This window comes from Archangium violaceum (assembly GCF_016859125.1).
Lineage (GTDB): Bacteria > Myxococcota > Myxococcia > Myxococcales > Myxococcaceae > Archangium > Archangium violaceum_A.
Genome location: NZ_CP069338.1, coordinates 11,902,000 through 11,926,074, shown reverse-complemented (window position 1 = coordinate 11,926,074; position 24,075 = coordinate 11,902,000). Strand labels below are relative to the sequence as shown.

18 protein-coding genes and 1 pseudogene are annotated in these 24,075 nt (G+C 69.5%); 18 read left to right on the top strand and 1 reads right to left on the bottom strand.

From position 1 onward, the window contains the following. Positions 1 to 406 precede the first annotated feature (406 nt). From JQX13_RS50265 to JQX13_RS50200, 15 genes and pseudogenes are all read left to right on the top strand, one after another. Positions 407 to 6,280: a S8 family serine peptidase gene (locus tag JQX13_RS50265; RefSeq protein ID WP_239014352.1), complete on the top strand. Its 5,874-nt coding sequence runs from the start codon at positions 407 to 409 to the stop codon at positions 6,278 to 6,280. A 171-nt stretch (positions 6,281 to 6,451) separates the two neighbouring features. Beyond that, complete coding sequence (locus tag JQX13_RS50260) at positions 6,452 to 6,856, top strand: hypothetical protein (protein ID WP_203406482.1); 405 nt, start codon at positions 6,452 to 6,454, stop codon at positions 6,854 to 6,856. A gap of 156 nt (positions 6,857 to 7,012) precedes the next feature. Further along, on the top strand, positions 7,013 to 7,768 hold the full coding sequence (locus JQX13_RS50255) for an OmpA family protein (RefSeq protein WP_203406481.1): 756 nt from the start codon (positions 7,013 to 7,015) through the stop codon (positions 7,766 to 7,768). A 27-nt stretch (positions 7,769 to 7,795) separates the two neighbouring features. Then, the gene (locus JQX13_RS50250; RefSeq protein ID WP_203406480.1) at positions 7,796 to 8,230 is read left to right on the top strand and encodes a chemotaxis protein CheW; all 435 of its coding nucleotides are present in this window, start codon (positions 7,796 to 7,798) and stop codon (positions 8,228 to 8,230) included. A gap of 3 nt (positions 8,231 to 8,233) precedes the next feature. Further along, positions 8,234 to 8,614, top strand: coding sequence for a protein CrdC (locus tag JQX13_RS50245; protein WP_203406479.1), 381 nt, complete (start codon positions 8,234 to 8,236; stop codon positions 8,612 to 8,614). Next, positions 8,611 to 10,425, top strand: coding sequence for a methyl-accepting chemotaxis protein (locus JQX13_RS50240; protein ID WP_203406478.1), 1,815 nt, complete (start codon positions 8,611 to 8,613; stop codon positions 10,423 to 10,425). The genes JQX13_RS50245 and JQX13_RS50240 overlap by 4 nt, the downstream gene beginning before the upstream one ends. Then, a complete protein-coding gene (locus JQX13_RS50235; protein WP_203406477.1) occupies positions 10,425 to 12,245 on the top strand; it encodes a methyl-accepting chemotaxis protein in 1,821 nt (606 codons plus the stop codon). The genes JQX13_RS50240 and JQX13_RS50235 overlap by 1 nt, the downstream gene beginning before the upstream one ends. Next, positions 12,242 to 14,665, top strand: coding sequence for a hybrid sensor histidine kinase/response regulator (locus JQX13_RS50230; protein ID WP_203406476.1), 2,424 nt, complete (start codon positions 12,242 to 12,244; stop codon positions 14,663 to 14,665). The genes JQX13_RS50235 and JQX13_RS50230 overlap by 4 nt, the downstream gene beginning before the upstream one ends. 69 nt (positions 14,666 to 14,734) lie before the next feature. Next, the gene (gene cheB, locus JQX13_RS50225) at positions 14,735 to 15,793 is read left to right on the top strand and encodes a chemotaxis-specific protein-glutamate methyltransferase CheB (protein ID WP_203406475.1); all 1,059 of its coding nucleotides are present in this window, start codon (positions 14,735 to 14,737) and stop codon (positions 15,791 to 15,793) included. Between the two features lie 6 nt (positions 15,794 to 15,799). Next, positions 15,800 to 17,146 carry a CheR family methyltransferase gene (locus JQX13_RS50220; RefSeq protein ID WP_343211056.1) on the top strand — a complete coding sequence of 449 codons (1,347 nt, stop codon included), beginning with the start codon at positions 15,800 to 15,802 and terminating at the stop codon, positions 17,144 to 17,146. Positions 17,147 to 17,220: 74 nt separating this feature from the next. Beyond that, entirely contained in the window at positions 17,221 to 18,081 is an 861-nt protein-coding gene (locus JQX13_RS50215) for a tetratricopeptide repeat protein (protein WP_203406474.1), read from the top strand. Further along, positions 18,078 to 18,209: a hypothetical protein gene (locus JQX13_RS55780; protein ID WP_275424967.1), complete on the top strand. Its 132-nt coding sequence runs from the start codon at positions 18,078 to 18,080 to the stop codon at positions 18,207 to 18,209. Before JQX13_RS50215 ends, JQX13_RS55780 begins: the two co-directional genes overlap by 4 nt. Positions 18,210 to 18,275: 66 nt before the next feature. Further along, a complete protein-coding gene (locus JQX13_RS50210; protein ID WP_239014351.1) occupies positions 18,276 to 19,193 on the top strand; it encodes a 5'-nucleotidase in 918 nt (305 codons plus the stop codon). A gap of 123 nt (positions 19,194 to 19,316) precedes the next feature. Then, positions 19,317 to 19,523: pseudogene (rpmE, locus tag JQX13_RS50205) on the top strand (50S ribosomal protein L31); the annotation flags it as partial. 287 nt (positions 19,524 to 19,810) lie between these two features. Beyond that, positions 19,811 to 20,695 (top strand): DNA-methyltransferase, encoded by an 885-nt coding sequence (locus tag JQX13_RS50200; RefSeq protein ID WP_203406472.1) that lies wholly within the window; start codon positions 19,811 to 19,813, stop codon positions 20,693 to 20,695. Positions 20,696 to 20,699: 4 nt separating this feature from the next. Here JQX13_RS50200 and msrB read toward each other — a convergent pair whose 3' ends face one another. Continuing rightward, entirely contained in the window at positions 20,700 to 21,122 is a 423-nt protein-coding gene (gene msrB, locus JQX13_RS50195) for a peptide-methionine (R)-S-oxide reductase MsrB (protein ID WP_203406471.1), read from the bottom strand. A gap of 328 nt (positions 21,123 to 21,450) precedes the next feature. On the opposite strand from msrB, the gene JQX13_RS50190 reads away from it, so the two are divergent. From JQX13_RS50190 to JQX13_RS50180, 3 genes are all read left to right on the top strand, one after another. Next, positions 21,451 to 21,831, top strand: coding sequence for a ribosome-binding factor A (locus tag JQX13_RS50190; RefSeq protein ID WP_203406470.1), 381 nt, complete (start codon positions 21,451 to 21,453; stop codon positions 21,829 to 21,831). Beyond that, positions 21,828 to 22,985 carry an RtcB family protein gene (locus JQX13_RS50185; RefSeq protein WP_203406469.1) on the top strand — a complete coding sequence of 386 codons (1,158 nt, stop codon included), beginning with the start codon at positions 21,828 to 21,830 and terminating at the stop codon, positions 22,983 to 22,985. The genes JQX13_RS50190 and JQX13_RS50185 overlap by 4 nt, the downstream gene beginning before the upstream one ends. Before the next feature lie 363 nt (positions 22,986 to 23,348). Then, positions 23,349 to 23,855 carry a hypothetical protein gene (locus JQX13_RS50180; RefSeq protein WP_203406468.1) on the top strand — a complete coding sequence of 169 codons (507 nt, stop codon included), beginning with the start codon at positions 23,349 to 23,351 and terminating at the stop codon, positions 23,853 to 23,855. Positions 23,856 to 24,075 lie beyond the last annotated feature (220 nt).

Sequence of the window (24,075 nt, the reverse complement as noted above, 5' to 3'; positions counted from 1 at the left end):
TGTTCTCGTGTTTTGAGAGATTGGAAGTGATTGACTCGGCAAGCAAGGTTTTGATTGTTCACTGCTTGTCAGCCTTTACGCTCTCGTGATATTCGAACAGGCTCGGCGGTGTGCGAATTGCGAGTAGGCCGGTTCTTCCGGTTTCACCAGCGAAAGCAAAGCACCCGCCGGTTTCACCCGGGCGAAGCCACGAAAGAGCGTGGCCCGCCCGTCTCAACAAGGGGCAACAGCAATGACGGAATCGGCGTACCGGCCAACCGGTATGCGCACTCGCGGCCGTGCCGCGGGGGTGCTTGGCGTGGCCTGACTCGCGACGGCGCTGGCGTGTGGGGGCTCGGGGAGTGAGCCAACCAACCAGCAGCGCATCGAGGGCTATCGTTCGAAGGCGCCGTTCCACAAGGTGCAGTTGAGCGCGGAGAAGGCCGCGGCGCTCGAGCAGAAGGGCGCCAGGGTCATTGGTGACTACGGCTCCTACAAGCTGGTCGAGGTGGATGATGCCACCCTGGACTCGCTGCCCGCTGCACAGGATGTGGAACTGCGCGACGACTACGATCAGATCCTGCTGAACGCGGGGGTGATCGACACCTCGTCCGAGCACGCGAAGTCGATGCGCGGCATGAAGAAGATGGCCGCCGGCAAGAGCTTCCACATCGTGCACTTCGACGGCCCGGTGCGGCCCGAGTGGTACAAGGCGCTGGAGGCCACGGGCGTCCAGGTGGTGTCGTACATCCCCAACAACGCCTACCTCGTCTACGGCGATGTCGCCGCGATGAGCAGCCTGCAGAAGCACATCACCGCGGCCCCGGTCATCCGGTGGGACGGTGAGTACCTGGATGACTACAAGCTGCACCCGACCGTCAACACGGTCACCACGGCCGCCTACACCATCCAGCTCATCGAGGACGACGAGACGAATGGCGAGACGCTGGAGCTGATCCGCAAGTTCCAGACGCGCGAGCCCGTCATCCGCAAGTCGCTGGGCTACGTGAACGTGGTGGCCTATGTGGACCGGAAGGCCGTCAACGAGATCGTTCAGCGTCCGGACGTCCTGTCCATCCAGCCGCGCATCCAGCCGAAGAAGTTCGACGAGCGGCAGAACATGATCCTCGCCGGGCAGGTGACCGGGACCAATCCGACCGGTCCGGGCTACCTGGCGTGGCTGGCGTCCAAGGGCTTCTCCCAGGAGCAGTTCACCGCGTCCGGCTTCGGCGTGGACGTGAGCGACAGCGGCCTGGACAACGGGACGCAGTCGCCCAACCACTTCGGTCTGTACATCGACGGAAACATCACCGGCACCAGCCGCGTCGTCTACAACCGTCTGGAGGGCACGCCGAGCTCCGGTAGCACCATCTCCGGCTGCGACGGTCATGGCAACATCAACAGCCACATCGTGGCGGGCTACGTCAACCTGACCGGCGCTCCCTACGCGGACACTGCGGGTTACAACTACGGCCTGGGCGTGGCGCCCTTCGTGAAGGTGGGCTCGTCGGTGGTCTTCGACCCGGGCTCCTTCACCGAGCCGGACTACGAGGACCTGCAGTCGCGCGCCTACCGCGACGGCATGCGCATCAGCACCAACAGCTGGGGCGCGAGCACCAGCGCGTACACCACGGACGCGCAGCAGTACGACGCGCTCGTCCGCGACGCGCAGCCCACGGGCTCCGCGGTGGCCAATTCGGGCAACCAGGAAATGGTCATCCTCTTCGCGGCGGGTAACGACGGCCCGACGACGAACTCGGTGGGCAGCCCCGGCACGGGCAAGAACGTCATCACCGTGGGCGCCTCGGAGAACGTCCATCCCTTCGGCGGCGCGGATGCCTGCGGCACCACCGACTCGGACGCCAACAGCCTCCACGACGTGGCGGGCTTCTCCAGCCGCGGTCCCACCGATGACGGCCGCAAGAAGCCGGACATCATGGCGCCGGGCACGCACGTGTCGGGTGGCGTGGCCCAGGCCGATGGCCAGCATGCTCCCACTCCGGGCAACCCCCTGGGTCAGGCGCTCTCCTGCTTCGACGCCTCGGGTGTCTGCGCTGGCTTCAACAGCGATTTCCACCCAGCGGGCCAGCAGTGGTACACGGCCTCCTCGGGCACCAGCCACTCCACCCCCGCGGTGGCCGGTGGTACGGCCCTGCTCCGTCAGTACTTCATCAACCAGGGCATGGGCGCGCCCACCCCGGCGATGACGAAGGCCTATCTGATGAACTCGACCCGTTACATGACGGGCTCGGGGGCCAACGATTCGCTCTTCTCCAACAACCAGGGCACGGGTCTGATGGACCTGGGCATGGCGTTCGACGGCGTCCCGCGCCTGCTGGATGACCAGAACCCGGCCAACCTCTTCACCGCCTCCGGCCAGACGCGGACCTTCTCCGGCGTGGTGGGGGATTCGACCAGGCCCTTCCGCGTGACGCTGGCGTGGACGGACGCGCCGGGCTCCACCACCGGTAGCGCCTGGAAGAACAACCTGGACCTCACCGTGACGGTGGGCGGCAACACGTACAAGGGCAACGTCTTCTCCGGTGCCAACTCGATCACGGGCGGCACGGCGGACAGCGCCAACAACGTGGAGAACGTCTTCCTGCCCGCGGGCGTCGAGGGCGCCTACACCGTGACGGTGACGGCGACCAACGTGAACTCCGACGGCGTGCCGAACAACGGCACGACGCTGGATCAGGACTTCGCGCTCATCGCCTACAACTCCTGCGCCACCGCCACCGTTGCGCCCACGGGCGTGACGGCCGCCGCGAGCGGTGACAACACCATCGAGGTGAACTGGGCCACCAACGGTTCGCCCTCGTACAACATCTACCGGGCCACCACGCCGGGCGGGCCGTACACCCGCGTGGGCACCGCGTCGGCCGCGCCGTTCGTGGACTCGGGCGTGTCGGGCGGTACGACGTACTACTACGTGGTGCGCGCGAAGGAGTGCGCCGAGTCTCCCGCGTCCAACGAGGCGTCGGTGACGGCCACGGGCGTGTGCGCGCTGCCTCCCTCCTTCGAGGGCCTGGCCTCCGTGACCAACGCCGCCGCGAACACCTGCGCCACCACCCTGAGCTGGTCCGCGGCCACGCCCATCTGTGGCGGCAGCATCACCTACTCGGTGTACCGGAGCACCACGGCGGACTTCACCCCCTCGGCGGCCAACCGGATCGCCACGGGTGTGACGGGCACCTCGTTCGCGGATGACCAGAACCTGGCGAGCGGCACCGCGTACTACTACGTCGTGCGCGCCACCGAGGTGAGCTCGGCCACCATCGAGGATGCGAACACGGCGCGCAAGTCGGCGATCCCCACCGGCATCATCACCCCGGGGACGTTCTTCGACGACTTCGACGCCAACCGGCCGGCCAACGCTTCCGCGTACTGGGTCCCGACGGCGGGCACGGGCAACGCGGCCACCATGGCCATCGTCTCCGGCTGCCACTACCAGTCGGCCACGAGCGCGTACCGCATGGGCGCGACCACCACGAGCTGCGGCGGCACCTACCTCTCCAGCCAGCAGCACACGCTGGTGCTGGGTGGTAACGGCTCGGTCGCGGCTGGCATCAACGGCTTCCGCATCTCGGAGGGGGGCAGCCCCCAGATGACGTTCAACGTCTGGTACGACTTCGAGAACCGCTACGACGGTGCCTGGCTCGTCTACAGCACCACGGGCGCGAGCGGTCCCTGGACCAACGTGCCCGACGCGGTGTCGGCCACGCAGCCGTACATCTCGGCCGGTGGTTATGACGACACGCTCCGCAGCAGCACGACCACGCGCATCTGGACCTCGGCGAACAAGGGCGCCAACGGCTCGCTCAAGGCGGTCACCGTCAACCTGGGCGCGCTGGCTGGCAAGACGGTGTGGTTCGGGTTCAAGTTCTACAGTGACTCCACCTCCAACGCGGAGGGCTTCTACGTGGACGACGTCCGCCTCCCGATGGACTCGGCGGCGAGCTGCTCCACCCACGTGCCTCCTCCGGGCCCAGCCGTCGCCTACAAGGTGACCGGTCTGCCGGAAGCGGTGCCGATCGACCGTGCGATCTCCTTCAGTGTCACGGCGGTGGACTCGCTGGGTCTGGTGGCCACCGGCTACACGGGCACGGCCACCTTCACCAGCACCGATAGCGCGGCGACTCTGCCGGCGAGCGCGGCCTTCTCCGCGGGCGTGGCGAGCGGCTTGTCCGTCACCTTCAACACCCTTGGCGATCAGTCCATCACCGCGAAGGACGCGGCGGCCCCGTCCATCACGGGCACGGGGAGCACCCTCGTCACCACCGCGAGCAAGCTGGCCTTCACCGCGCAGCCCTCCAACGCGGTCGCGGGAGCCACCCTCTCCCCGGCGGTGACGGTGAGCGTGCTGGACAAGGATGGAAACCTGGTGACGACGGGCGCGTTCAACGTCTCGCTCGCCATCGCCAACAACCCGGGCTCTGGCACGCTGTCGGGCACCACGACCGCGACCACGACCGCCGGTGTCGCCACCTTCAGCAACCTGTCCATCGACAAGGTGGGCACGGGCTACACGCTGAAGGCCTCCGGCCGCGGCTTCGCCGAGGCCACCAGCTCGGCCTTCGACATCTCCGTGGCGGCGGCGTCGAAGCTGGCCTTCGTGACCCAGCCCTCCACCACCGTGGCGGGCTCGCCCATCACCCCGGCGGTGCAGGTGACCATCCAGGACGCGTTCGGCAACCAGACCACGTCCACGGCCGAGGTCACCCTCTCGCTGGGGACCGGCAGCCCTTCGGGTAGCGTGCTCTCCGGCACCACCAAGGTGGCGGCGGTGGGCGGCGTGGCCACCTTCAGCGACCTGTCCATCAACAAGGTGGGCACCAGCCACACGCTGGTCGCCTCCTCCGGCTCGTTCACCACGGCGAGCAGCGAGGCCTTCGCGACCACGCCTGGCGCGCCCTACCGGGCGATCATCACCCAGCAGCCCTCCAACGTGCTCGCGGGTTCCCCCATCGACCCGGCCGTGCATGTCTCGTTCTTCGACAAGGAGGGCAACCTGGCGACGCAGTCCACCGCTTCGGTGACGATGTCGCTGGGCAACAACCCGGGTGGTGCGAGCCTGAGTGGTACGACCACGGTGAGCGCGGTGGAGGGTGTGGCCACCTTCAATGACCTGAAGGTGAGCCGCCCTGGCATCAACTACACCCTGCTGGCGGGCACGAGCGGCATCTACTCGGACACCAGCGTCGGCTTCGACGTGAGGGCGGGCGCGGCCTCGCGGCTCGTCTTCACCAGCACGCCGGCTGACAACACGGCCGTGGGCTCGGCGTTCACGGTGCGCGTGGCGGTGCAGGACAGCGCCGGCAACATCATCTCCGGTGCGACGCCCGAGGTGACCCTGTCGCTCGAGAACGCGGCGGGCGCCACCCTGGGCGGTACGACGACGGTCACCGCCTCCGGTGGTGTGGCCACCTTCTCGGGTCTCTCCGTGGACAAGGTGGGCACGGGTTACGCGCTCAAGGCGGAGGCGGCGGGTCTGGAGTCCGCCATCTCGCCGGCCTTCAACGTCGTCCCGAACGCCTCCGAGACGGGGCGCCTGGTGTTCCGCGGCTCGCTGAGCGGCGTCGCGGCGGGTGCCTCCCTGGGCCCGATCGAGGTGGAGTTGCAGGACGCGCACGGCAACGTGCTCACCGGGAGCAACGCCCTGGTGATCCTGAGCCTCGGCGCGAATCCGACGGGTGGCTCGCTGCTGGGCACGGCCTCGGTCTCCGCGGTCAACGGCGTGGCCACGTTCGATGGCCTCTCCCTGCGCACGGCTGGCACCGGCTACACGCTGGTGGCGGCTGCCCAGGGCTTCACGGGTGCGACGAGCGCGGCATTCGATGTGACGTCGGGTTCGGCCGTCAGCTTCTCGCTGGCGCTCCCCGCGAGCCTCCCCGTGGACCAGGAGATCTCCATCTCCGCCAAGGCGTTCGACGCCTACGGCAACCTGGCCACCTCCTACTCCGGCTCGGTCAAGGTGACGAGCTCCGATGCGGAGGCGGTGCTGCCGTCCAACACGGTCTTCGCGCAGGGCGAGATCTCCGACCTGAAGGTGACCTTCAAGTCCCTGGGTCTGAAGACGCTCACCCTGACGGATACCGAGTCGGCCACCCTGACGGGTGCCGCGCAGACCAACGTCACGCCGGCCAGCACGGGCGGCGATGGCAACGGCGACGGAGACGACAACGGCAGCTGCGGCTGTGGTGCCACCTCGGGCACGGACGCGAGCCTCTACATGGGTCTGTTCGCCCTGGCTCGGTACGTGACCGTGCGTCGGCGTCGTCAGGCGAAGAAGGCCGCCTGAGACGTGACGCGGTCCCGGGCGCCCGCTGAGTCGGCGCGCCGGGACCTGGCCGGGCGGAGAGGCTCGCTCCGCCCGGTTGTCGGGTAGATGAGCCGGTTGACCGGAACGCGCTGGTGTGGGCTCCTCCCATCCGGCGCGTTCTGCTTTTTGAACGAGACGGGGAGGTACTCCATGGCGTTGAAGACTGTCCGGAGGAGCGCGTGGGTGGTGGCGCTGCTGCTGGTGGCGGCGGGTGGGGCGGAGGCGGGGAAGGGCTCGAAGGCGGAGAAGGGCTCGAAGGCGAAGCAGCGGGCCGAGACGCTCGCGAGCGAGGCTCGGGCGCTGGCCAATCCGCGCGGGTGCGGGAAGGTGGAGGAGTGTGAGGTGGCGGGGTTCGGCCACAAGCCCTGCGGCGGGCCGCGCGAGTACATCGCCTACTGCTCGCGGACGACGGATGTGGTGGCGCTCCGGGCGAAGCTCGAGGCACTCGAGAAGGCCGAGCGCGAGTGGCAGGCGGAGGCGGACCTCAAGTCCAACTGTGGCCTGACCCGCAGGCCGCGGCCGCGCTGGGAGGAGGGCGAGTGCCGCGCCCGGTAGAAATGCTTTGTATTCTCAGGGGTTGTGTGGACACTCGTGGGGCCTGGGTGCAACCTTGCCGTCGGGACAAAAGGCTTTGACTCCGCATTCAGGGCCGGGCTAGACGCGGACAGGTCGACTCGTCCGTTGGACGACATCTAATTATTCGGAGGAGAAATGCGTCGGATCTCGATGGTTGCGGGGCTTGCCCTCGCCGTGGCGGTGCTGGCCGGTTGTCCGCCGACCTACCCCAACTGCAAGAGCGACGAGACCTGCCAGGAGCGGGGGGAGGTGTGCGTCAATGGCACCTGCCAGGAGTGCGCCACCGACGCCAACTGCAAGGAGGGCTTCGCGTGCCAGGGCAGCAAGTGCGTGCCCAAGGGCCCCGAGTGCACGACCGATGATCAGTGCACGGGCGGGAGGATCTGCGAGGCCGGCAAGTGCGCGGAGCCGCAGTGCACCTCCAAGGCCCAGTGCCAGGGCGCCCAGGAGTGCCAGAGGGGCCGCTGCGCGCTGCCTCCGGGCGCCTGCAACTCCAGCACGGACTGCGCCGAGGGCCAGGAGTGCCAGGGCAACCAGTGCGTGGCCTCCGCCCAGAAGGCCGAGTGCAACTGGGAGCCGCTGCGCTTCGGCTTCAACGAGGCCTCCCTGACCCCCGAGGCCCAGAGCCGGCTGAGTGAGCTGGCCGAGTGCCTCAAGGCCGGTGGCACCGGCAGCCTGGAGCTCGCCGGGCACGCGGACGAGCGTGGCACCGAGGAGTACAACCTCCAGCTCTCCCAGAAGCGCGCCGCCGCGGTGAAGAAGTACCTGGTGGACCTGGGCGTGCCGGCCAGGCAGATCAAGTCGGTGGGTTACGGCGAGAACCGGCCGGTCGAGCAGGGGGCCACCGAGGAGGCCTGGGAGGCCAACCGTCGCGTCGAGTTCGTGCGCTAGCCGTCCTTGAGGTAGGCTGCGCGCGCAATGGCCTCGACCGAGACCGAGACACGGCAGTCCTACCTCGTATTCGCCTGCGGGAGCAGCTGGTACGCCGTACCGGCTGAATGCGCGGCGGAAGTGGTCAGCTTTCCCGAGCTGACGCGGGTGCCCGGAGCTCCCGGGCACCTGCTGGGCGTGTTCGCCCACCGCGGAGAGGTCATCCCCGTGGTGGACATGAGCATGCTGGTATCTGGAGAGAGTGAGCCCACGCGCCGCGCGGTGCTGGTGCGGCTGACTCGAGGCACCCTGGCGCTCACGGCCAGCCGGGTGGCCGGTGTCTCCCAGGTGGATGGCCGCCTGGAGCCGCTGGGCATCAACGGGGTGCACCTCCACCTGCGGGGGCCTGCCCGCAGCGCCCAGCGCGACGTGGCGGTCATCGATCCCGAGGGCTTGTTCGATCACCTCAGCCAGGGGGTCTGAGCCATGGCCCCGGGCAGCCGCAGTGTCACGGGCATGCTCCTGTGTCGGGCGGGCACCAATCGGGTGGCGTTCGCCGCGCACGAGGTGGCCACCATCGAGTCTCCCAGCACCTTCGGGGGCCGGGCCGGTTGCGCGAACCAGGCCTTCGACGGGGGCGTGGGTTCCGAGCGCATCCTCGTGGCCGCCACGGGTGAAGCGGTGGGCGTGGACGCGCTGGAGATCGACTCCGAGCCGCTCACCGTGTTTCCCGCCCCGGCGTTGCTGGGCCGGGTGGCGGGGGGCAGCCTGCGTGGCTTCGTCCAGGTGCGCGGCGCCTTGTGGCCGATGATGTCGCTGGTCGACTTCGGGCGTTTCCTGGCGCCCTCCACCCAGGAGGCCGCTTGAGCGCGCCGGAGGGACAGACGGGCCCCGAGGGACTCGAGGGCCTGGCGGTCTGGACCACGCGTCCGGCCTGGCTGGCCGGCACGGTGGGCCTGTCGTTGGCGCTGCTGTACGGGCATCTCACCCACTCGGTGCCCGCGGGCAGTGGCTGGCTCTTCCTCGGGTTGCTGGCGGCGGTCCTGGTGCTGCACACCGTCCTGTCCGGCGCCCAGGAGCGGCACGCGCTGCGCGTGTTGAGGGCGGTGGAGCAGGGGCGTCTGCCCGTCAATCCGGAGAATCTGCGCCGGGCCTTGCTGGAGGTGCGTCGCATCCCCGGGCGCTGCTTCTGGTTCACCCTCCAGGCGTGGCTGGGCGGCACGCTGATGCTGGCGGTGACGTTCTCGCCCCTGGCGGACGCCCCCTGGAGCACGGGACTGCGCATCGGGCTGGTGGGCCTGTCGCTCGGGCCGCTGTCCGCCATGCTCGTCTACCTGATGGTGGTGCGCCGGGGCCGCCGGGCCGCCGAGCGCATCGCCGCGCAGGGGCTGTCACCGCAGGAGGTCATCGCGGCCATCCCCGCCGAGCGGCTGCGGCTGCGGCGGCGGCTGGTGATGTTCACCGCGGTGGCGGTGCTCAGTCCGTCCTTCTTCATCCTCGACGTGTCGGTGAGCCGCACCGTGAGCACGCTGGATCAGATCCTGGAGACGAAGGATCCCAAGGTGCAGAAGGAGGTGGTGCACCGGGCGCGCCGGGCCACCGGTCTGCCCCTGGGGTTGCTCGCCGGGCTGGTGGTGTTGTGGGTGGTGGGCACGGCGTACGTGGCCGGCACCGCGCTGGCCGAGCCCCTGCGCGCTCTCTCGGAGGACGCCACCCGCATCGCCCAGGGCGAGGTCCGTACCCCCCGCTTCATCCCCGCCGAGGACGAGGTGTGGGCCGTGTCCGGCGCCTTCACGCGCATGCAGGCGCAGCTCGCCCAGGCGCTCGTGCAGTTGCAGCGCGCGGGACTTCAAATCTCCTCCACCACCGAGCAGCTGGTGGCCACCTCGGCGGACCAGGAGTCCGGGGCGGGGGAGCAGGCCATCTCGCTCAACGAGACGCGCGCCACCACCGAGGAGCTGGCGCGCTCGGCCCAGCAGATCGCCGTCAACGCCGAGTCGGTGTCGGCCATGGCGGAGACCACCTTCGCGGCGGCCCAGAGCGGGCAGCGCAGCGCGGCGGCCTTCCTCGCGGCCATGCACCGCATGAAGGGCGACAACCAGGCCATCGCCGACGCGGTGGTGCGGCTCAACAAGCGCGTGCAGCAGATCGGCAAGGTGGTGGAGTTCATCAACGAGATCGCCGACAAGTCGGACCTGCTGGCGCTCAACGCCGAGCTGGAGGGCACCAAGGCGGGCGAGCCGGGCCGGGGCTTCTCGTTGGTGGCCGCGGAGATGCGCCGGCTGGCGGAGAACGTGCTGTCCTCCACGCTGGCCATCGAGCGGCTCATCGATGAAATCCGCGACGCCACCCAGGCGGCGGTGATGGCCACGGAGGCGGGCCTGAAGACGACGGAGCGCGGCGCCTCGCTGGCGGCGCAGGTGGACCAGAGCCTGGGGCTCATCCTCGAGCTGGCGCGGCAGACGTCCCACGCGGTGCGCTCCATCTCCCTGGCCACCCAACAGCAGCAGACGGGCACGGATCAGCTCGCCACGGCCATGGGCGACATCCTGCGTGTCACCGAGGAGAACGCCGCGGCCACGGAGCAGATGGTCGCCGCCAACACGGACCTGTCCGCGCTGGCGAGGGATCTCAAGGCCACGGTGCAGCGCTTCCGTGTGGCGGAGAAGGAGGGGTGATGCGGGGCCTGCACTACCTCCTGTCCCGGCGCCCCTTCAGCCGGCGCCTGTTGATGGCGATCATCTACGCCAACCTGACCACCTCCGTCCTGGGCGCCCGCTACTCGCAGCTCACCCTCGCGGAGCAGTTGGGCGACCACTTCCCGCGTTTCCTCGAGCTGACAGGGCTGTTCACCCTCGTCACCCTGGGTGTGTCGGTCGCCCTCTGCATTCGCCGGTTGCGCGTGCTGCGGAGCCTGGAGGCGGCGGGAGGGCGGGGCGAGCCGGAGCGGTTCGGGCAGGCGATGCTGGAGGTCCACGGCCTGGCGGACTTCGCCTTCGTCTCCACGCTCGTGCTGTGGCTGTTCACCTCCGTCTTCGTCAACCTGGGGCTGTGGGCGAGCGGCGCGTCCACGAGCCTCCAGCTGGCGCTGCGCGTCGGCTGGCCGGGGTTGCTCTTCGGCCCGCTCTCCGCGCTGCTGACGTACTGCCTCGTCACGCTGCGGGCCCGGCGCGTGACGCTGGAGATGTGCGCCCAGGGGTTGACCGCCGAGCAGGCCATCTCCGTGTTGCCCCGGCGCGCGGAGATCCGTAAGCGGCTGGTCATCTTCACCGCCATCGTCGTGGTGACGCCGGCGGTGCTCATCTGGGACGTGTTCTCATCGCTGGCGGAGCGGGCCTTCGATCAGGTGCTGGCGGAGAGCAGCTCGTCGCGGCAGGCGGAGCTGGCCGAGTTGCTGCGCACCGAGGCCCTGCTGTCCGGTGGAGCGCTGTGCGTGCTCGTCTTCGGGGTGGCCCTGGCGGCCGCCTATCTGGGCGGCACGCTCCTGGGCCGCCCCATGCGCCAGCTGGGCGAGGAGGCCCACCGCATCGCCGAGGGAGATCTCAGCCGTCCGAGCATCATCCCCGCCGAGGACGAGGTGTGGGCCGTCTCCGCCGCCTTCACCACCATGCGGACCCACCTGGCCAATGTGCTGGCGCAGCTGCGGCGTGCCGGTACCCGCATCGGCTCCACCACCGAGGAGATCATCTCCACCTCCGCGCGCTACGAGGCGGGTGCCGCCGAGCAGGCCAGCTCTCTGGACGAGACGAGCGCCACCACCGAGGAGCTGGCGCGCTCGGCCCGGCAGATCGCCGAGAACGCCGGCTCCGTGGCGGAGATCGCCCACAAGACGCTCGCGGCGGCCAAGGGCGGTCAGGCCAGCGCCGAGTCCTTCCTGGAGACGATGAACCGCATGCGCCACGACAACCAGGCCATCGCCGCGGCGGTGGCGAGGTTGAACAAGCGGGTGCAGCAGATCGGGAAGATCGTCGAGTTGATCAACGGGGTGGCCGACAAGTCGGACCTGCTGGCGCTCAACGCCGAGCTGGAGGGCACCAAGGCGGGCGAGGTGGGGCAGGGCTTCTCGCTGGTGGCGGCGGAGATGCGCCGGCTGGCGGAGAACATCATCGAGTCCACCAAGGAGATCGAAGGCCTCATCGAGGAGGTGCAGGACGCCTCGGGGGCGGCGGTGATGGCGACCGAGGGCGGCGTGCGCGCCACCGAGACGGGCACCACGCTGGCGCAGCAGGTCTCCGAGTCGCTGCGGCAGATCGTCGAGCTGGCCGGGCGCACCTCGGACGCGGTGAGGGCGATCTCCCTGGCCACCCAGCAGCAGCAGGGCGGAACGGATCTGCTGGCCGAGGCCATGGCGGACATCCTGCGCATCACCCAGCAGAGCCACAATGCCACCAAGCAGGTCATCAGCGCGAATGGGGATCTGTCCTCGCTGGCGCGTGACCTGAGGGGCGTGGTGGAGCGCTTCCAGATCGACCCTCCGGCCCCTGGGAGCAACGGGTGAGCGCGCGGGAGAGGCTGCTCAAGCAGTTCCGCGAGCTGGTGGGGGTGCGCCTGGAGCGCATCAACCGCCGCATCGTGGAGCTGGAGGCGGGAGCGAGCCCGGAGGCGGGCCGTACCGTGCTGCGCGAGCTCCACGGCTTGAAGGGCGAGGCCCGGATGATGGGCTTCGACGACATCAACGCCGTCGTCCACGAGATGGAGGAGCTGGTGCGCGCCACCGAGCGCGCCGAACATGCGCTGTCCGCCGGCTCCATCGACGCGCTCCTGCATGCCGCGGACGCGGTGCTGGTGCTGGCGGGGGCGTCGCCCGAGCCACAGCAGGAGCCTCCCGCGGTGGGCAAGCTGGTGCGCTGGCTGCAGGAGTGCACCCGCGCCGAGGCTTCCGGCCAGGCGTCCACCCCGGGCGCGACACAGGCTTCCCCGCCCGCGCGCAAGGAACAACCCCAGGAGCGGGACGAGCGGGACGAGGTCACGCCCGCGTGGGGCTCGGCTCCGCTGGGCATCCTGTCCCCTTCGCTGGTGTCCCGGCAGGCGCCTCCCCCGGTGCCGACGCCCGTCGCCTCGCCCCGGACATCCATGCAGGGCCGGACGGTGGCGGTGGAGCCTCCGCGCGCGCAGGGCTCGGCGGCGGCCACGGCCAGCACCACCATCAGCAGGATGCCCCCGGCGACGCCCGAGCCACCACCGGCCCGGACCTCCTCCGTGTCGGGCCTGCGCACCGGGGACAGGGCGGATGGCTCGGTGCGCATCGGCGTGACGAGCCTGGATCGGCTCACGAGCGCGGTGACCAACCTCACCCAGGTGTCGCGCCGCCGCGAGCTGGCCACCACCCGGCGCCTGGAGCTGGCGCGGGAGCTGAGCCTGATGGCGCGGGCGGCGGAGGACCTGGGGCCCGCGGGTGTCATGTTGGCCGAGCGGCTCGGCAAGGCGAAGGAGCTGGCGGCGGCCCTCCACCGCGAGGCGAAGCTGCTGGCCAACGAGGAGCTGCGCGACCTGGGCTACGTGGCCGACGAGGTGCAGCGCCTGCGCATGCTGCCGCTCTCCGTGCTCTTCGAGCCCTACCCGCGCATGGTGCGGGACCTGGGGCGCGAGCTGGGCAAGGAAGTGGAGTTGGTGGTGGACGGCGAGGACACCCGCGCCGACCGGGCGGTGGTGGAGGCCCTGAGGGATCCCCTGCTGCACCTGGTGCGCAACGCGCTGGACCATGGACTCGAGTCGCGGGTGGACCGGGTGGCCTCGGGCAAGCATCCGCGCGGGCGGCTGACACTGGGGGCCGCGCGCGACGGCAACCGGCTGGTGCTCCGGGTGGAGGACGACGGTGTGGGACTGGAGCCCGCGCTGCTGCGCCGGGCAGCGGTGCGCAAGGGCTTCCTGGACGAGGCCACGGCATCGGCGCTGACGGACCAGGCGGCGCGCGAGCTCATCTTCCTCTCCGGCTTCACCTCGCGGGAGGTGGCCACGGACATCTCCGGGCGCGGCGTGGGGCTGGACGCGGTGCGCAGCTCGCTGCGTGCGCTGGGGGGGGACGTGCTGGTGGAGTCCACGCCGGGCCGGGGCACGCGCTTCGAGCTGCGGGTGCCGGTGTCCCTCACCGTGTCCCCGCTGCTCTTCGTGAAGGTGGCCGAGGAGACGCTCTGCCTGAGCGCCGCCCATGTTTCCCGAGCCGTGAAGGTCGAGGCCTCGCAGGTGAAGGAGGTGGCCGGGCGCGCGGTGCTGGAGGTGGATGAGCAGCCCATGCCCTTCGCCTCGCTGGGCGCCCTGCTCGGGTTGGGTCCCGAGCAGGTGGCCAACGAGGGGGCGCTGGTCCTGGTGGTGCGCAGCCAGGGAGCCACGGCCGCGCTCGCGGTGGACCAGGTGCTCGAGGAGAGTGTCCAGGCCATCCTTCCCCTGAAGGGTCTGCTGGCGCGCTTTCCGCACCTCACCGGAGCCACCACCCTGGCGGACGGCCGGCTTGCCATGGTGCTGTCGGCGGCCCACCTGATCGCCAGCGCCCAGGGCGCCATGAGCCTTCGGGTGCAGCGCGCCACCGCGCGGGCCCGTCCCCCTCCCGCTCCCCGCCGCCGCATCCTGGTGGTGGACGACTCGCCCCTCACCCGAGAACTCATCGGCTCGCTGCTGGAGGCCGTGGGGTATGACGTCGTCATGGCCACCGACGGCATGGAAGCCCTGGAGTTGCTCAACGGCACCCGGGTGGACCTGGTCTGCAGCGACCTGGAGATGCCCCGGGTGGACGGGTTGGAGCTGACCCGCCGACTCAAGGCGCATCCAACCCACAAGGTGCTCCCCGTCGTCATTCTCACCACCCGTGGAGGGGAGGAGGACCGGCAGCGTGGGCTGGCGGCCGGCGCGGACGGTTACATCACCAAGGGGGACCTGGTGCGTCAGGATCTGGTGGACGTGGTGGGCCGGCTCCTGGGCTGACGAGCCGCTGGGGGACTCTCGGCCACATTGGGTATACTCGGGGCGCCGCGCACGGGGTATGGAAGCCACATGGGCAAGAAAGTTTCGGTGCTGGTCGTTGACGACTCGCACATCTGCCGACAGCTGATCTGCGAAGCACTGGGTCGGGATCCGGATCTGGAGGTTGTCGGGACTTGCACCAACGGCAAGGAGGCCCTCGAGGCCGCGCGTGAGTTGCGTCCGCAGGTCATCACCATGGACGTGGAGATGCCGGTGATGGACGGGCTCACGGCCGTGGAGCACATCATGGCCGAGGTGCCCACGCCCATCCTCATGCTCACGGCGGATCCCCGGCAGCAGGCGCCGGAGCTCACGTGCCGGGCCCTGGAGCTGGGCGCGCTAGCGCTGCAGATCAAACCGTCGATCGACGCCGGGGCGGAGGCGTGGAACCTGTCGCGCGAGGTGAAGCTGCTGTCCTCGGTGCGGGTCATCCGGCACATCCACAGCAAGCGCCGGCCTCCGCTGCCGGGCAGTGGGACGGTGACTCCGGCGCCGGTGGGCATGCCCTACGGCGTGCTGGCGGTGGCCAGCTCCACGGGCGGCCCGCAGGTCCTCTTCCGGATGCTGTCCGAGCTGCCGGCGGACTTCGCCACGCCCATCGTCATCGTGCAGCACATCAACGCGGCCTTCTCCGAGTCGCTGGCGGGCTGGTTGGCCAACTCCTCGAAGCTGAAGGTGCGGCTGGCGCAGGACGGTGAGCAGCTGCTGCCGGGCAACGTGCTGATCGCCCCTCCGGGACAGCACATGACCATTCCCTTCCGCGGCCGGGTGGCGCTGCGCTCGGGCGTGGAGCGCGACGGGCACATGCCCTCGGGCACGGTGCTGCTGGAGAGCGCGGCCAAGGCGTACGGGCGGCGCACGATGGGACTCATCCTCACCGGCATGGGCGAGGACGGGGCGGACGGCATGCTCGCCATCAAGCAGGCCGGTGGCCTGACGCTGGCGCAGAACGAGGAGTCCTGCGTGGTATTCGGCATGCCGGGCGCGTCGGTGGCGCGCAAGGCGGTGGATCACCTCGTTCACGGCGATGACATCGCGGGAGCGCTGGTGAGGCTGTCCCGCGGTGAATCCCTCGCCGTGGGGCGCTGAGGCCCGGTGGCCCCCACCGCTCCGCCCTACCTCGGTCCCGTCCACGCGCTCGTGGCGCGGCGGACGGGCATGGCCCTGAGCGAGCTGCAGTGCAGGCGGCTCGACGAGAAGCTGGCGGCGCGGCCGGGGGGGATGAGCCTGCAGTACCTGGTGCACCTGCAATCCTCGTCGGGTGCCGCGGATCTGGCCGAGCTCATCGACGCCATCACCGTGCAGAAGACGGAGCTCTTCCGGGACGAGTCGCAGCTGGCGGTCTTGCGCTCCTGCGTGCTGGAGCCGATGGTGGCGCGGCTGCACCGGCCGCTGCGGCTGTGGAGCGCGGGTTGTGCCACGGGCGAGGAGGTGGCCACGCTGCTGGTGCTGCTCGCCGAGGTGGGGGCGGCTCCCTCCAGCACGGTGCTCGGCACGGACATCTCGGAGACGGCCATCGCGCGAGCGCGGGAGCTGTGCTTCACCTCGGAGCAGTTGCAGCGGGTGCAGCCGGGGGTGCGCGATCGTTGGTTCGTACCCGTGGGTGGAGGCCGCTTCACCCTGGTGGGGCACCTGAAGGATCGGGCCAGCTTCCTCTGCCACAACTTGATGGACCTGCCGTACCCGGCGGCGGCGGAGGGGCAGGGCTTCGACGTCATCCTCTGCCGCAACGTCCTCATCTACTTCACCCCCGAGTCCTTCGAGCGGGTGGTGGACTCGCTGGCCGGGCGGCTGGCGCCCGAGGGGCTGTTGGTGCTCTCCTCCGCCGAGCCATTGCTGCGTGCACCTCCGTGCCTGCGCACGGTGCGCTTCGACCAGGCCTTCTTCTATGCCCGCGCGCAGCCGTCCACGCCCTCCACTGAAGCGGTGCCGCCCGGGAACGTGAGGACGCCGAGCTCCAGTGGCCTGCCGGCGGTGGGTGCTCGTTCATCCCCGGGCTCGGGGCGCTTTCCGGCCGTGGGGTCCACGAAGCCCTCGGGCTCCACCCCTTCGGGGAGCTTTCCGGCGGTCCCCGCGAAGACGGAGACTCCCACCGCGGTCCCAGGTGGGGACGCGACTCCTCACGAGGCGGATGCCCTCTTCGCCCAGGTGCTGGAATGGGCCGCTGGAGACGATGCGAGTCCCCAGACGGCTGAGAAGCTGCGGCGCTGCCTCGAGATGGATCCGGACCTGGCGGCGGCGCGCTACCTGCTGGGGATGTTGCTCGAGCAGTGGGGGTCCCTGGCCGAGGCCGCCGCGGAGTACCGGCGGGCCCTGCGCTCGCTGGAAGAGGGGAGGGCCCGTGCCACGCCCTTCTTCCTCAACAACGCCCGGCTCCAGGTGGCCTGCGCGCGCGCCATCGAGCGGGTGGAGCGGGCCTCCGGTTCCACTCCGCCGCGTTGACGGGCAGGCAGGCGGGCCCTGGACGTGAAGAAGCCCACACGGGCCGGAGGGTTTGCCCGTAAGATGCGCCCCCTATGCGAAGGCTTGCACTGATCGCCCTCCCTCTCGCGCTCTCCGGCTGCTTCTACCCCGCGGATCGCGGGCGTGCGCTGGAGACCCGTATCGAGAAGCTCGATGCCTCCCAGGCGCAGCTCCAGGAAGAGCTGAAGCAGACGCGTGCGCAGCTCGACGCCACGCTGCCGCGCATCGACGAGAAGATCTCCGAGGTGTCCAAGGCCCTGCGGAGCCTGGACACCGCCTCGCGCCGCACGGGCGCGGACATCGGCATCCAGCTGCAGAAGACGGTGGAGGACCTGGCCCAGCTGCGCGGCCAGGTGGAGACGTACCTCCACAAGATTGGCGAGCTGGAGACGGCGCTCGCGCAGACGAACGAGGCCACGGAGAAGCGGCTGCTGGCGCTCAAGGGCGAGGAGGCCCTCAGGGAGGCCGAGGCCCGGAAGAAGGCCGAGGAGCTCAAGCGCCCCACGGACAAGAAGGAGTTCCTCGCGCTGGCCCAGGAGAAGGCCAAGGGTGGGGACGTGGCGGTGGCCCGGCAGCTCTACTCGGAGTTCCTCAAGAAGTGGCCCAAGGACGCGCTGGCCGCCGAGGCGCACTTCGGCCTGGGCGAGACGTACTTCGCCGAGGACAAGTGCCGCGAGGCCCTCTTCGAGTACGGCAAGCTGCTGCAGGAGTACCCCAAGGCGGATGCCACGCCGTCCGCGTACCTGCGCTCGTCGGACTGCTTCAAGAAGCTGAAGATGCAGGAGGAGTCGCGGCTGGCGCTCGAGGAGCTCGTGAAGGGCTACCCGAAGTCGGACGCGGCGAAGACGGCGAAGGCCCGGCTGGCGGAGCTGGACAAGGCGAAGAAGGCCGAGCCGAAGAAGGGGAAGAAATGAGGCTGCGTCCGGTGCTGCTGGCCCTGCTCGCGCTGCTGCTGACGCCCCTGGTGGCGGGCGCGGCGCCCCGGCAGGTGGTGCTCCTCTTCACGGGAGACAACGGGGGCGAGATCGCCCCCTGTGGTTGAAGCCACAACCCGTCTGGCGGTCTGGCCAGACGAAAGACGGCCCTCTCGCAGGAGCGCGCGCGGGGTGTGCCGGTGCTGGTGTTGGACTCGGGCAACGCGCTCTTCAAATTCCCCACGCCAGGAGCGGACCCCAAGGAGAAGGAACGTGCCGGGCTGTTGCTCGAGCAGATGGACGCGCTGGGCACCACGGCCATGGCCGTGGGCGCGCGCGACCTGACGCTCGGGACGGGCTTCCTCCTCCAGAGGACGAAGGGCAGGAAGATGAAACTCCTGTCCGCCAACCTGGTGGACGCGAAGGGCAAGCGGCTCTTCCCCGCCTCCACGGTGGTGACGGTGGGCGAGGTGAAGTTCGGTCTGGTCGGCATCTCCCCCGAGGGGCCGGTGCTCCAGCAGGCGGGCGTCGTGGGCCATCCACCCGCGAAGGCGGCCATCGCCGAGGCTCGCAGACTGCGCGAGGCGGAGAAGGTGGACGTGGTGGTGGTGCTCGCGGCCGTGCCCTACGACGAGGCCGTCCTGCTCTCCAAGGAGGCGGGCAACGCCGTGGACCTCATCCTCCAGTCGCACGAGAGCCGGAGCCCGGGCGTGCCGCAGCGCAATGACTTCGCCTCCCTGATCTCCTCGGGAGAGCGGGGACGGCAGCTCGTCCGCCTGGCGCTCTCCGTGGGTGGCAAGGGCCCCTTCGTGGATCTCGGCGAGACGTCGCGTGCCCAGCAGAGCCTGCGGATCCTCGACAAGAACCTCCAGCAAGCCCGGCAGAGCCTGGCGGCCGCGAAGGACGAACAGACCCGCAAGACGTGGCAGGAGACCATCACCAGCTTCGAGGCCCGACGGAAGGGCCTGGCGCTGCAAGCGGAGGGGACCGGGCAGGGGTCCGAGCGCACCCTGAGTCTCTCGACGCTCACACTGGGGAGCGGCTTCGTGGATGATCCCGAACTGAAGAAGCGGGTGGAGCGAATCCAACCCCCGGGTTCCGCATCCCACTAGTCCTGGACGGGGCCCGGTCTGCGGGCCTTGTGCCAGGGCCGGTCCGCCGTTATAAGCGCCGGCCTACCTCTAGAACGCCAGACCTCCCACTTTTGGGGTGGGGGCAAGGCTCAGGAGTCGAACATGAAGGCTGAACTGCACCCGGTCTACCCGCCCTCCCGCATCACCTGTGCGTGCGGCAACGTGGTCGAGACCAAGTCCACCCGTGGCTCGTTCACGGTGGAAGTCTGCTCGAACTGCCACCCCTTCTACACCGGCAAGTACAAGCTGCTCGACACCGCGGGCCGCGTGGAGAAGTTCCGCAAGAAGTACGAGGCCAGGCCGGCCGCTGGCGCCGCCAAGGCCGCCGAGGGTGGTGCTGCTCCCGCCGAGGGCGCCGCTCCCGCCGCGAAGAAGACCGCCAAGAAGGCCAAGGCCTAGTCTCTTCACTGCGGCTTCGCAGCACCCGCCGAGCACGGCGCTGGAGGCCTCTCCCCGAGGCACCCCGCCGTGCTCGCGGCGTTTCTGGCGCTCGCGTTTCCGCGTCAAGTTTCAGGGTGCTACAGACCAGAAATTGGACGTAGCAGCGTGTTGACCGCACAGTCCGACCCGTCACGACGACCCCTGACGGAGGCGAGATGTCCGCGGAAGCCGCTCCTGCCCTGAAGCTTGTCCAGCAGCCCTCGCTGCGTGAGAGCCTTTTCGCCAAGAGCGATGCGTACCGGCTCTATCACGGCGACAGCCTGGCCCTGCTCGAGCAGTTCGAGCCTGGAACGTTCGACATGGTGTTCGCCGACCCGCCCTACTTCCTGTCCAACGGTGGCTTCACCTGCAAGAACGGCAAGCGCGCCGCGGTGAACAAGGGAGGCTGGGACGTGTCGCGCGGAGTGGAGGAGGACCACGCCTTCACCACGGCCTGGCTCAAGGCGTGCCAGCGGGTGCTCAAGCCCACGGGCACCATCTGGGTGAGCGGCACGCAGCACGTCATCTTCTCGGTCGGCTTCGCGATGCAGAAGCTCGGCTACAAGCTGCTGAACACCGTCACCTGGTACAAGCCGAACGCGAGCCCCAACCTGGCGTGCCGCTACTTCACGCACTCCTCCGAGCTGCTCATCTGGGCCTCGCCGAAGCCGGCCTCGAAGCTTCAGCACACGTTCAACTACGCCAAGATGAAGGCGGAGAACGGCGGCAAGCAGATGCGCGACGTGTGGGCGCTGCCGCGCACGGGCGACGAGGAGCTTTCCGCCGACGAGTCCGGCCGCGTGTGGACGATGACCGCGCCGCGCCGCGAGGAGAAGGCGCACGGCAGCCACCCCACGCAGAAGCCGGTGTCGCTGCTCGAGCGCGTCATCGAGGCGAGCACCCCCGAGGACGCGCTGGTGTTGGACCCCTTCAACGGCAGTGGCACCACGGGTGTGGCGGCGCTCAAGCTGGGCCGGCGCTACGTGGGCATCGACATGGACGAGCAGTACCTGAAGCTGTCCCAGAAGCGCCTGGCCGAGGCCGAGCGCGCGGCCCGCTGAGCCCTCACTTCGTGACGAGCTGGAGGGGCTGTCCCTCCGGTACGTGCTTCATCGCCACCGAGTTCATGCAGTAGCGCAGCCCCGTGGGAGGCGGGCCATCCGGGAAGACATGTCCCAGGTGGCCATCACACCGGCCGCAGCGCACCTCGGTGCGAATCATCCCGTACGAGCGATCCTGGTACTCCGTCACCGCGTCGGCCTGCACGGGCTTGGTGAAGGAGGGCCAGCCGGTGCCGGACTCGAACTTCTCGCCCGACTTGAAGAGCGGGTTGCCGCAGCCGGCGCAGACGTACGTGCCGGGCTCCTTCGTCCCGACGAAACAGCCCGCCCAGGGGCGCTCCGTTCCGTGCTGGCGCAGCACCTGGAACTCCTCGGGTGTCAGACGCTTCCGCCATTCCTCGTCACTGAGGACCAGTTTGTCGACCATGCGGTCATCCTGCGTTCCTGCCCGCTCGGGGGCAACGGTTTCCGAGGCCCTCCAGACCGGGCGTTGACACAGGGAGCAGGCGGGTTCATTTTCGTTGGGTAGCTCGCGCATTCGGACCTCGCGCGGCGGGAGGTGTGCCATGGGACGTGTGCGAAACGGTGTCTCGGGACTCTCCACGCTGCCGCTCGTGTGACCGGGCGCGTTCCGTTTCATCGCTAGAACGGACCGCTGACTCCGGCGCCCTCGCGCCGGTGTGGAGCCTCGTCTTTTCCTGACTCAGCGCGCCGTGCCCGGGTCCGGGTGCGGCGTCCAGGGAACCGTTCGCTCCATGAGCTCGAAACCCCGCCGTACCCGTTCTTCCGAAGAAGCTTCCGTTCCGGCGCGCCACCTGCGCCTCCAGTCCACCCTCTTCGAGGAGGTGTCCCTCCTGTTCCGAGGTGAGCTGTCGGACCCTCTGCTCGAGGGCGTCGTCGTGACGACGCTCGAGCTGTCGCCCGACGGCCGCCATGCCCGTATTGGCTTCACCCTCCCTCCCGAGCGCCAGGAGTCCGGCCCGGCCCCAGTGGAGGAGGCGCTCGACCGCGCGATGGGCTTCATCCGCTCGCAGCTCGCGCTCGGCTTGAACCTCAAACGCGTCCCGCACCTGCGCTTCGTCTGCGTGGGCGTGGCGCCGCGCCTGGCCCCTGGCGGGGAAGGAGACGAGTCATGATGCCTCATGTCCTCGAGAGCCCGCCCGGAGCCGTCCCCATCCTCGCCTGGGCGCGCGAGGTGCCCGCGGGGGCGGTGAAACAACTCCAACACATCGCCAGCCAGCCATACGTGGTGGAGCACGTGGCGGTGATGCCAGACGTCCACGTCGCCCAGGGCGTGGCCGTGGGAACCGTCTTTGCCACCGAGCGCACCGTGGTCCCGGGTGCACTCGGGGGCGACCTGGGGTGCGGCGTCAGTGCGCACCGGTTCGCCTTCCCGGCGGCGTCACTCGGGAGGGCGGACCTGGAGCGGCTGATGGCGGCCGTGGCGCGGCGGGTGCCCGTGGGAGACGCCGTGCACCGGGGCGCGGGCCTGCCCCTGCCTCCCGAAGTCCAGGCCGCGAGCCTGTCCACCCACCGGCTCCAGAAGGACTGGGAGCGCCTCGCGCCGAGGCACCTGGCGACGCTCGGGGGTGGCAATCACTTCCTGGAGCTGGACCGGGACGCGGGGGGAGACCTGTGGCTGCTCATCCACTCGGGCTCGCGAGGCATTGGAGGAGCCATTGCCTCGCACCATCTGCGGGTGGCGACCTCGATGGGAGAGGGCTCGCTGCCGGGCCTTCGCACCGACTCTCCCGAGGGAGCCGCGTGCCTGGCGGACATCGCCTGGGCCTGCCGGTTCGCCCGAGCCAACCGGGACGCCCTCGCGGCACGAGCGGTGGATGTGCTGGCCGAGGCGCTCGGGTGCGAGCCGGAGCCGGGAGCGAGCGTGGACGTACACCACAACCACGTGGAGGAGGAGACGCACTTGGGCCGGGTGCTGCTCGTCCACCGGAAGGGCGCGGTGGGGCTCGAGGCCGGACAGCGGGGCTTGATTCCCGGCTCGATGGGAACGGCCTCGTACGTGGTGGAGGGGAGGGGAGAGCCGAGGGCCTTCCGCTCGTGCTCGCACGGGGCGGGGAGGGTGCTGACGCGAGGAGAGGCCCGTGCGCGCATCCGCCCTGCGGCGCTGGAGCAGGCGCTGCGCCGGGTGGTGTTCGACCGGGGCCGGGTGCATGACCTGGTGGAGGAGGCGCCAGAGGCCTACCGTGACATCGCGGAGGTGCTGGAAGACGAGGCGGAGCTGGTGACGCCCCTCCTCCGGCTCACGCCTATCGCCGTGCTCAAGGGCTGAGACCTGAGGGGGCGGCGGGAATCGTTCCCGCCTCTCGGCGCCCCCCGGCAAGATCAAACCTATTAGGACGGCCTGCGCTGGCGTGTCAGGCCGGGCGGCACCCGTCAGAGCCCGCCTCGGCTCCGCTGCGCACCAGCCCGCTTCCCCCACAATCCTCTCATTTTTCGCTACGTCGCTCGGTACTCCATGCACGATCATCGGTAGGGGGTGGCTCTAATAGGAGGCGGGATGGTCGCTTTGGATGAGGGGTTTCCGAGAACCTATCGCGGCGTGATATAGTTAAGTTCCCAGGTCATGGATGAACCATGGACCGTGAAAGCATGGACGGCTTTCACATGACTTCTCGTCCACTGTGGAGATGCGATGTCCAGCGTGAGGGAAGTCATAAACGCTTTTGAGCTGCTCTTCACGAGCTTGCGTCGGAGGGAATTCCGCAAGTCCTTCCGATTCGATCTCTGGTCGGAACGCGACCTTCTACCTCTCGTCCGGACGTTTCTTCTCGGCTATTTTGGCCCACGAGCCGAACCCGAACGGGTGACGCTCCTCCCCGGCAAGCTGACCGGCTACGGTCGTTTCGACTTCATGGTCTACGATGTTGCGGTCGAATTCGTGGTCAGAAGGCCTGGGTGCCCCAAGACAGACGTCCTGCCGGAGAAGAACGCAGACGAGGTCAAGAAACTCTTGAAGCATGATGGTAGAGGCGTTCTCGTCCTCTTCGATCTCTCGAAGACGCCGCTTTCGACCGAGGAACTCAATAGGTATCGGGTCCTCCCGTCGCTCGGACGCGGCTCTCACAACAAGTCCGCTTTCAGCGTGGCCTACTTCTGCCTCGCGGCGAAGCCCTACAGGCTCAACGTCCGAGTTTCGTGACCTGAGCGGGAAGGCTCACCTTGGACCGCTGCCTGATCCCGAGTCTTCAGAACGGCTGGTCAGGCGGGCCAGGGCCGCTCTCCGAACCACGCCGCCACCGCCCGACTGGGGACCGCTCGGGCCTGACGACGATTTGCTGCGCACGCTCTTGCCGGACGAGGAAGTCAGAGCCTCAACCGTTGGAAGGCGCGGCAACTGGAGGGTCCGCCGGTGTGGCCAG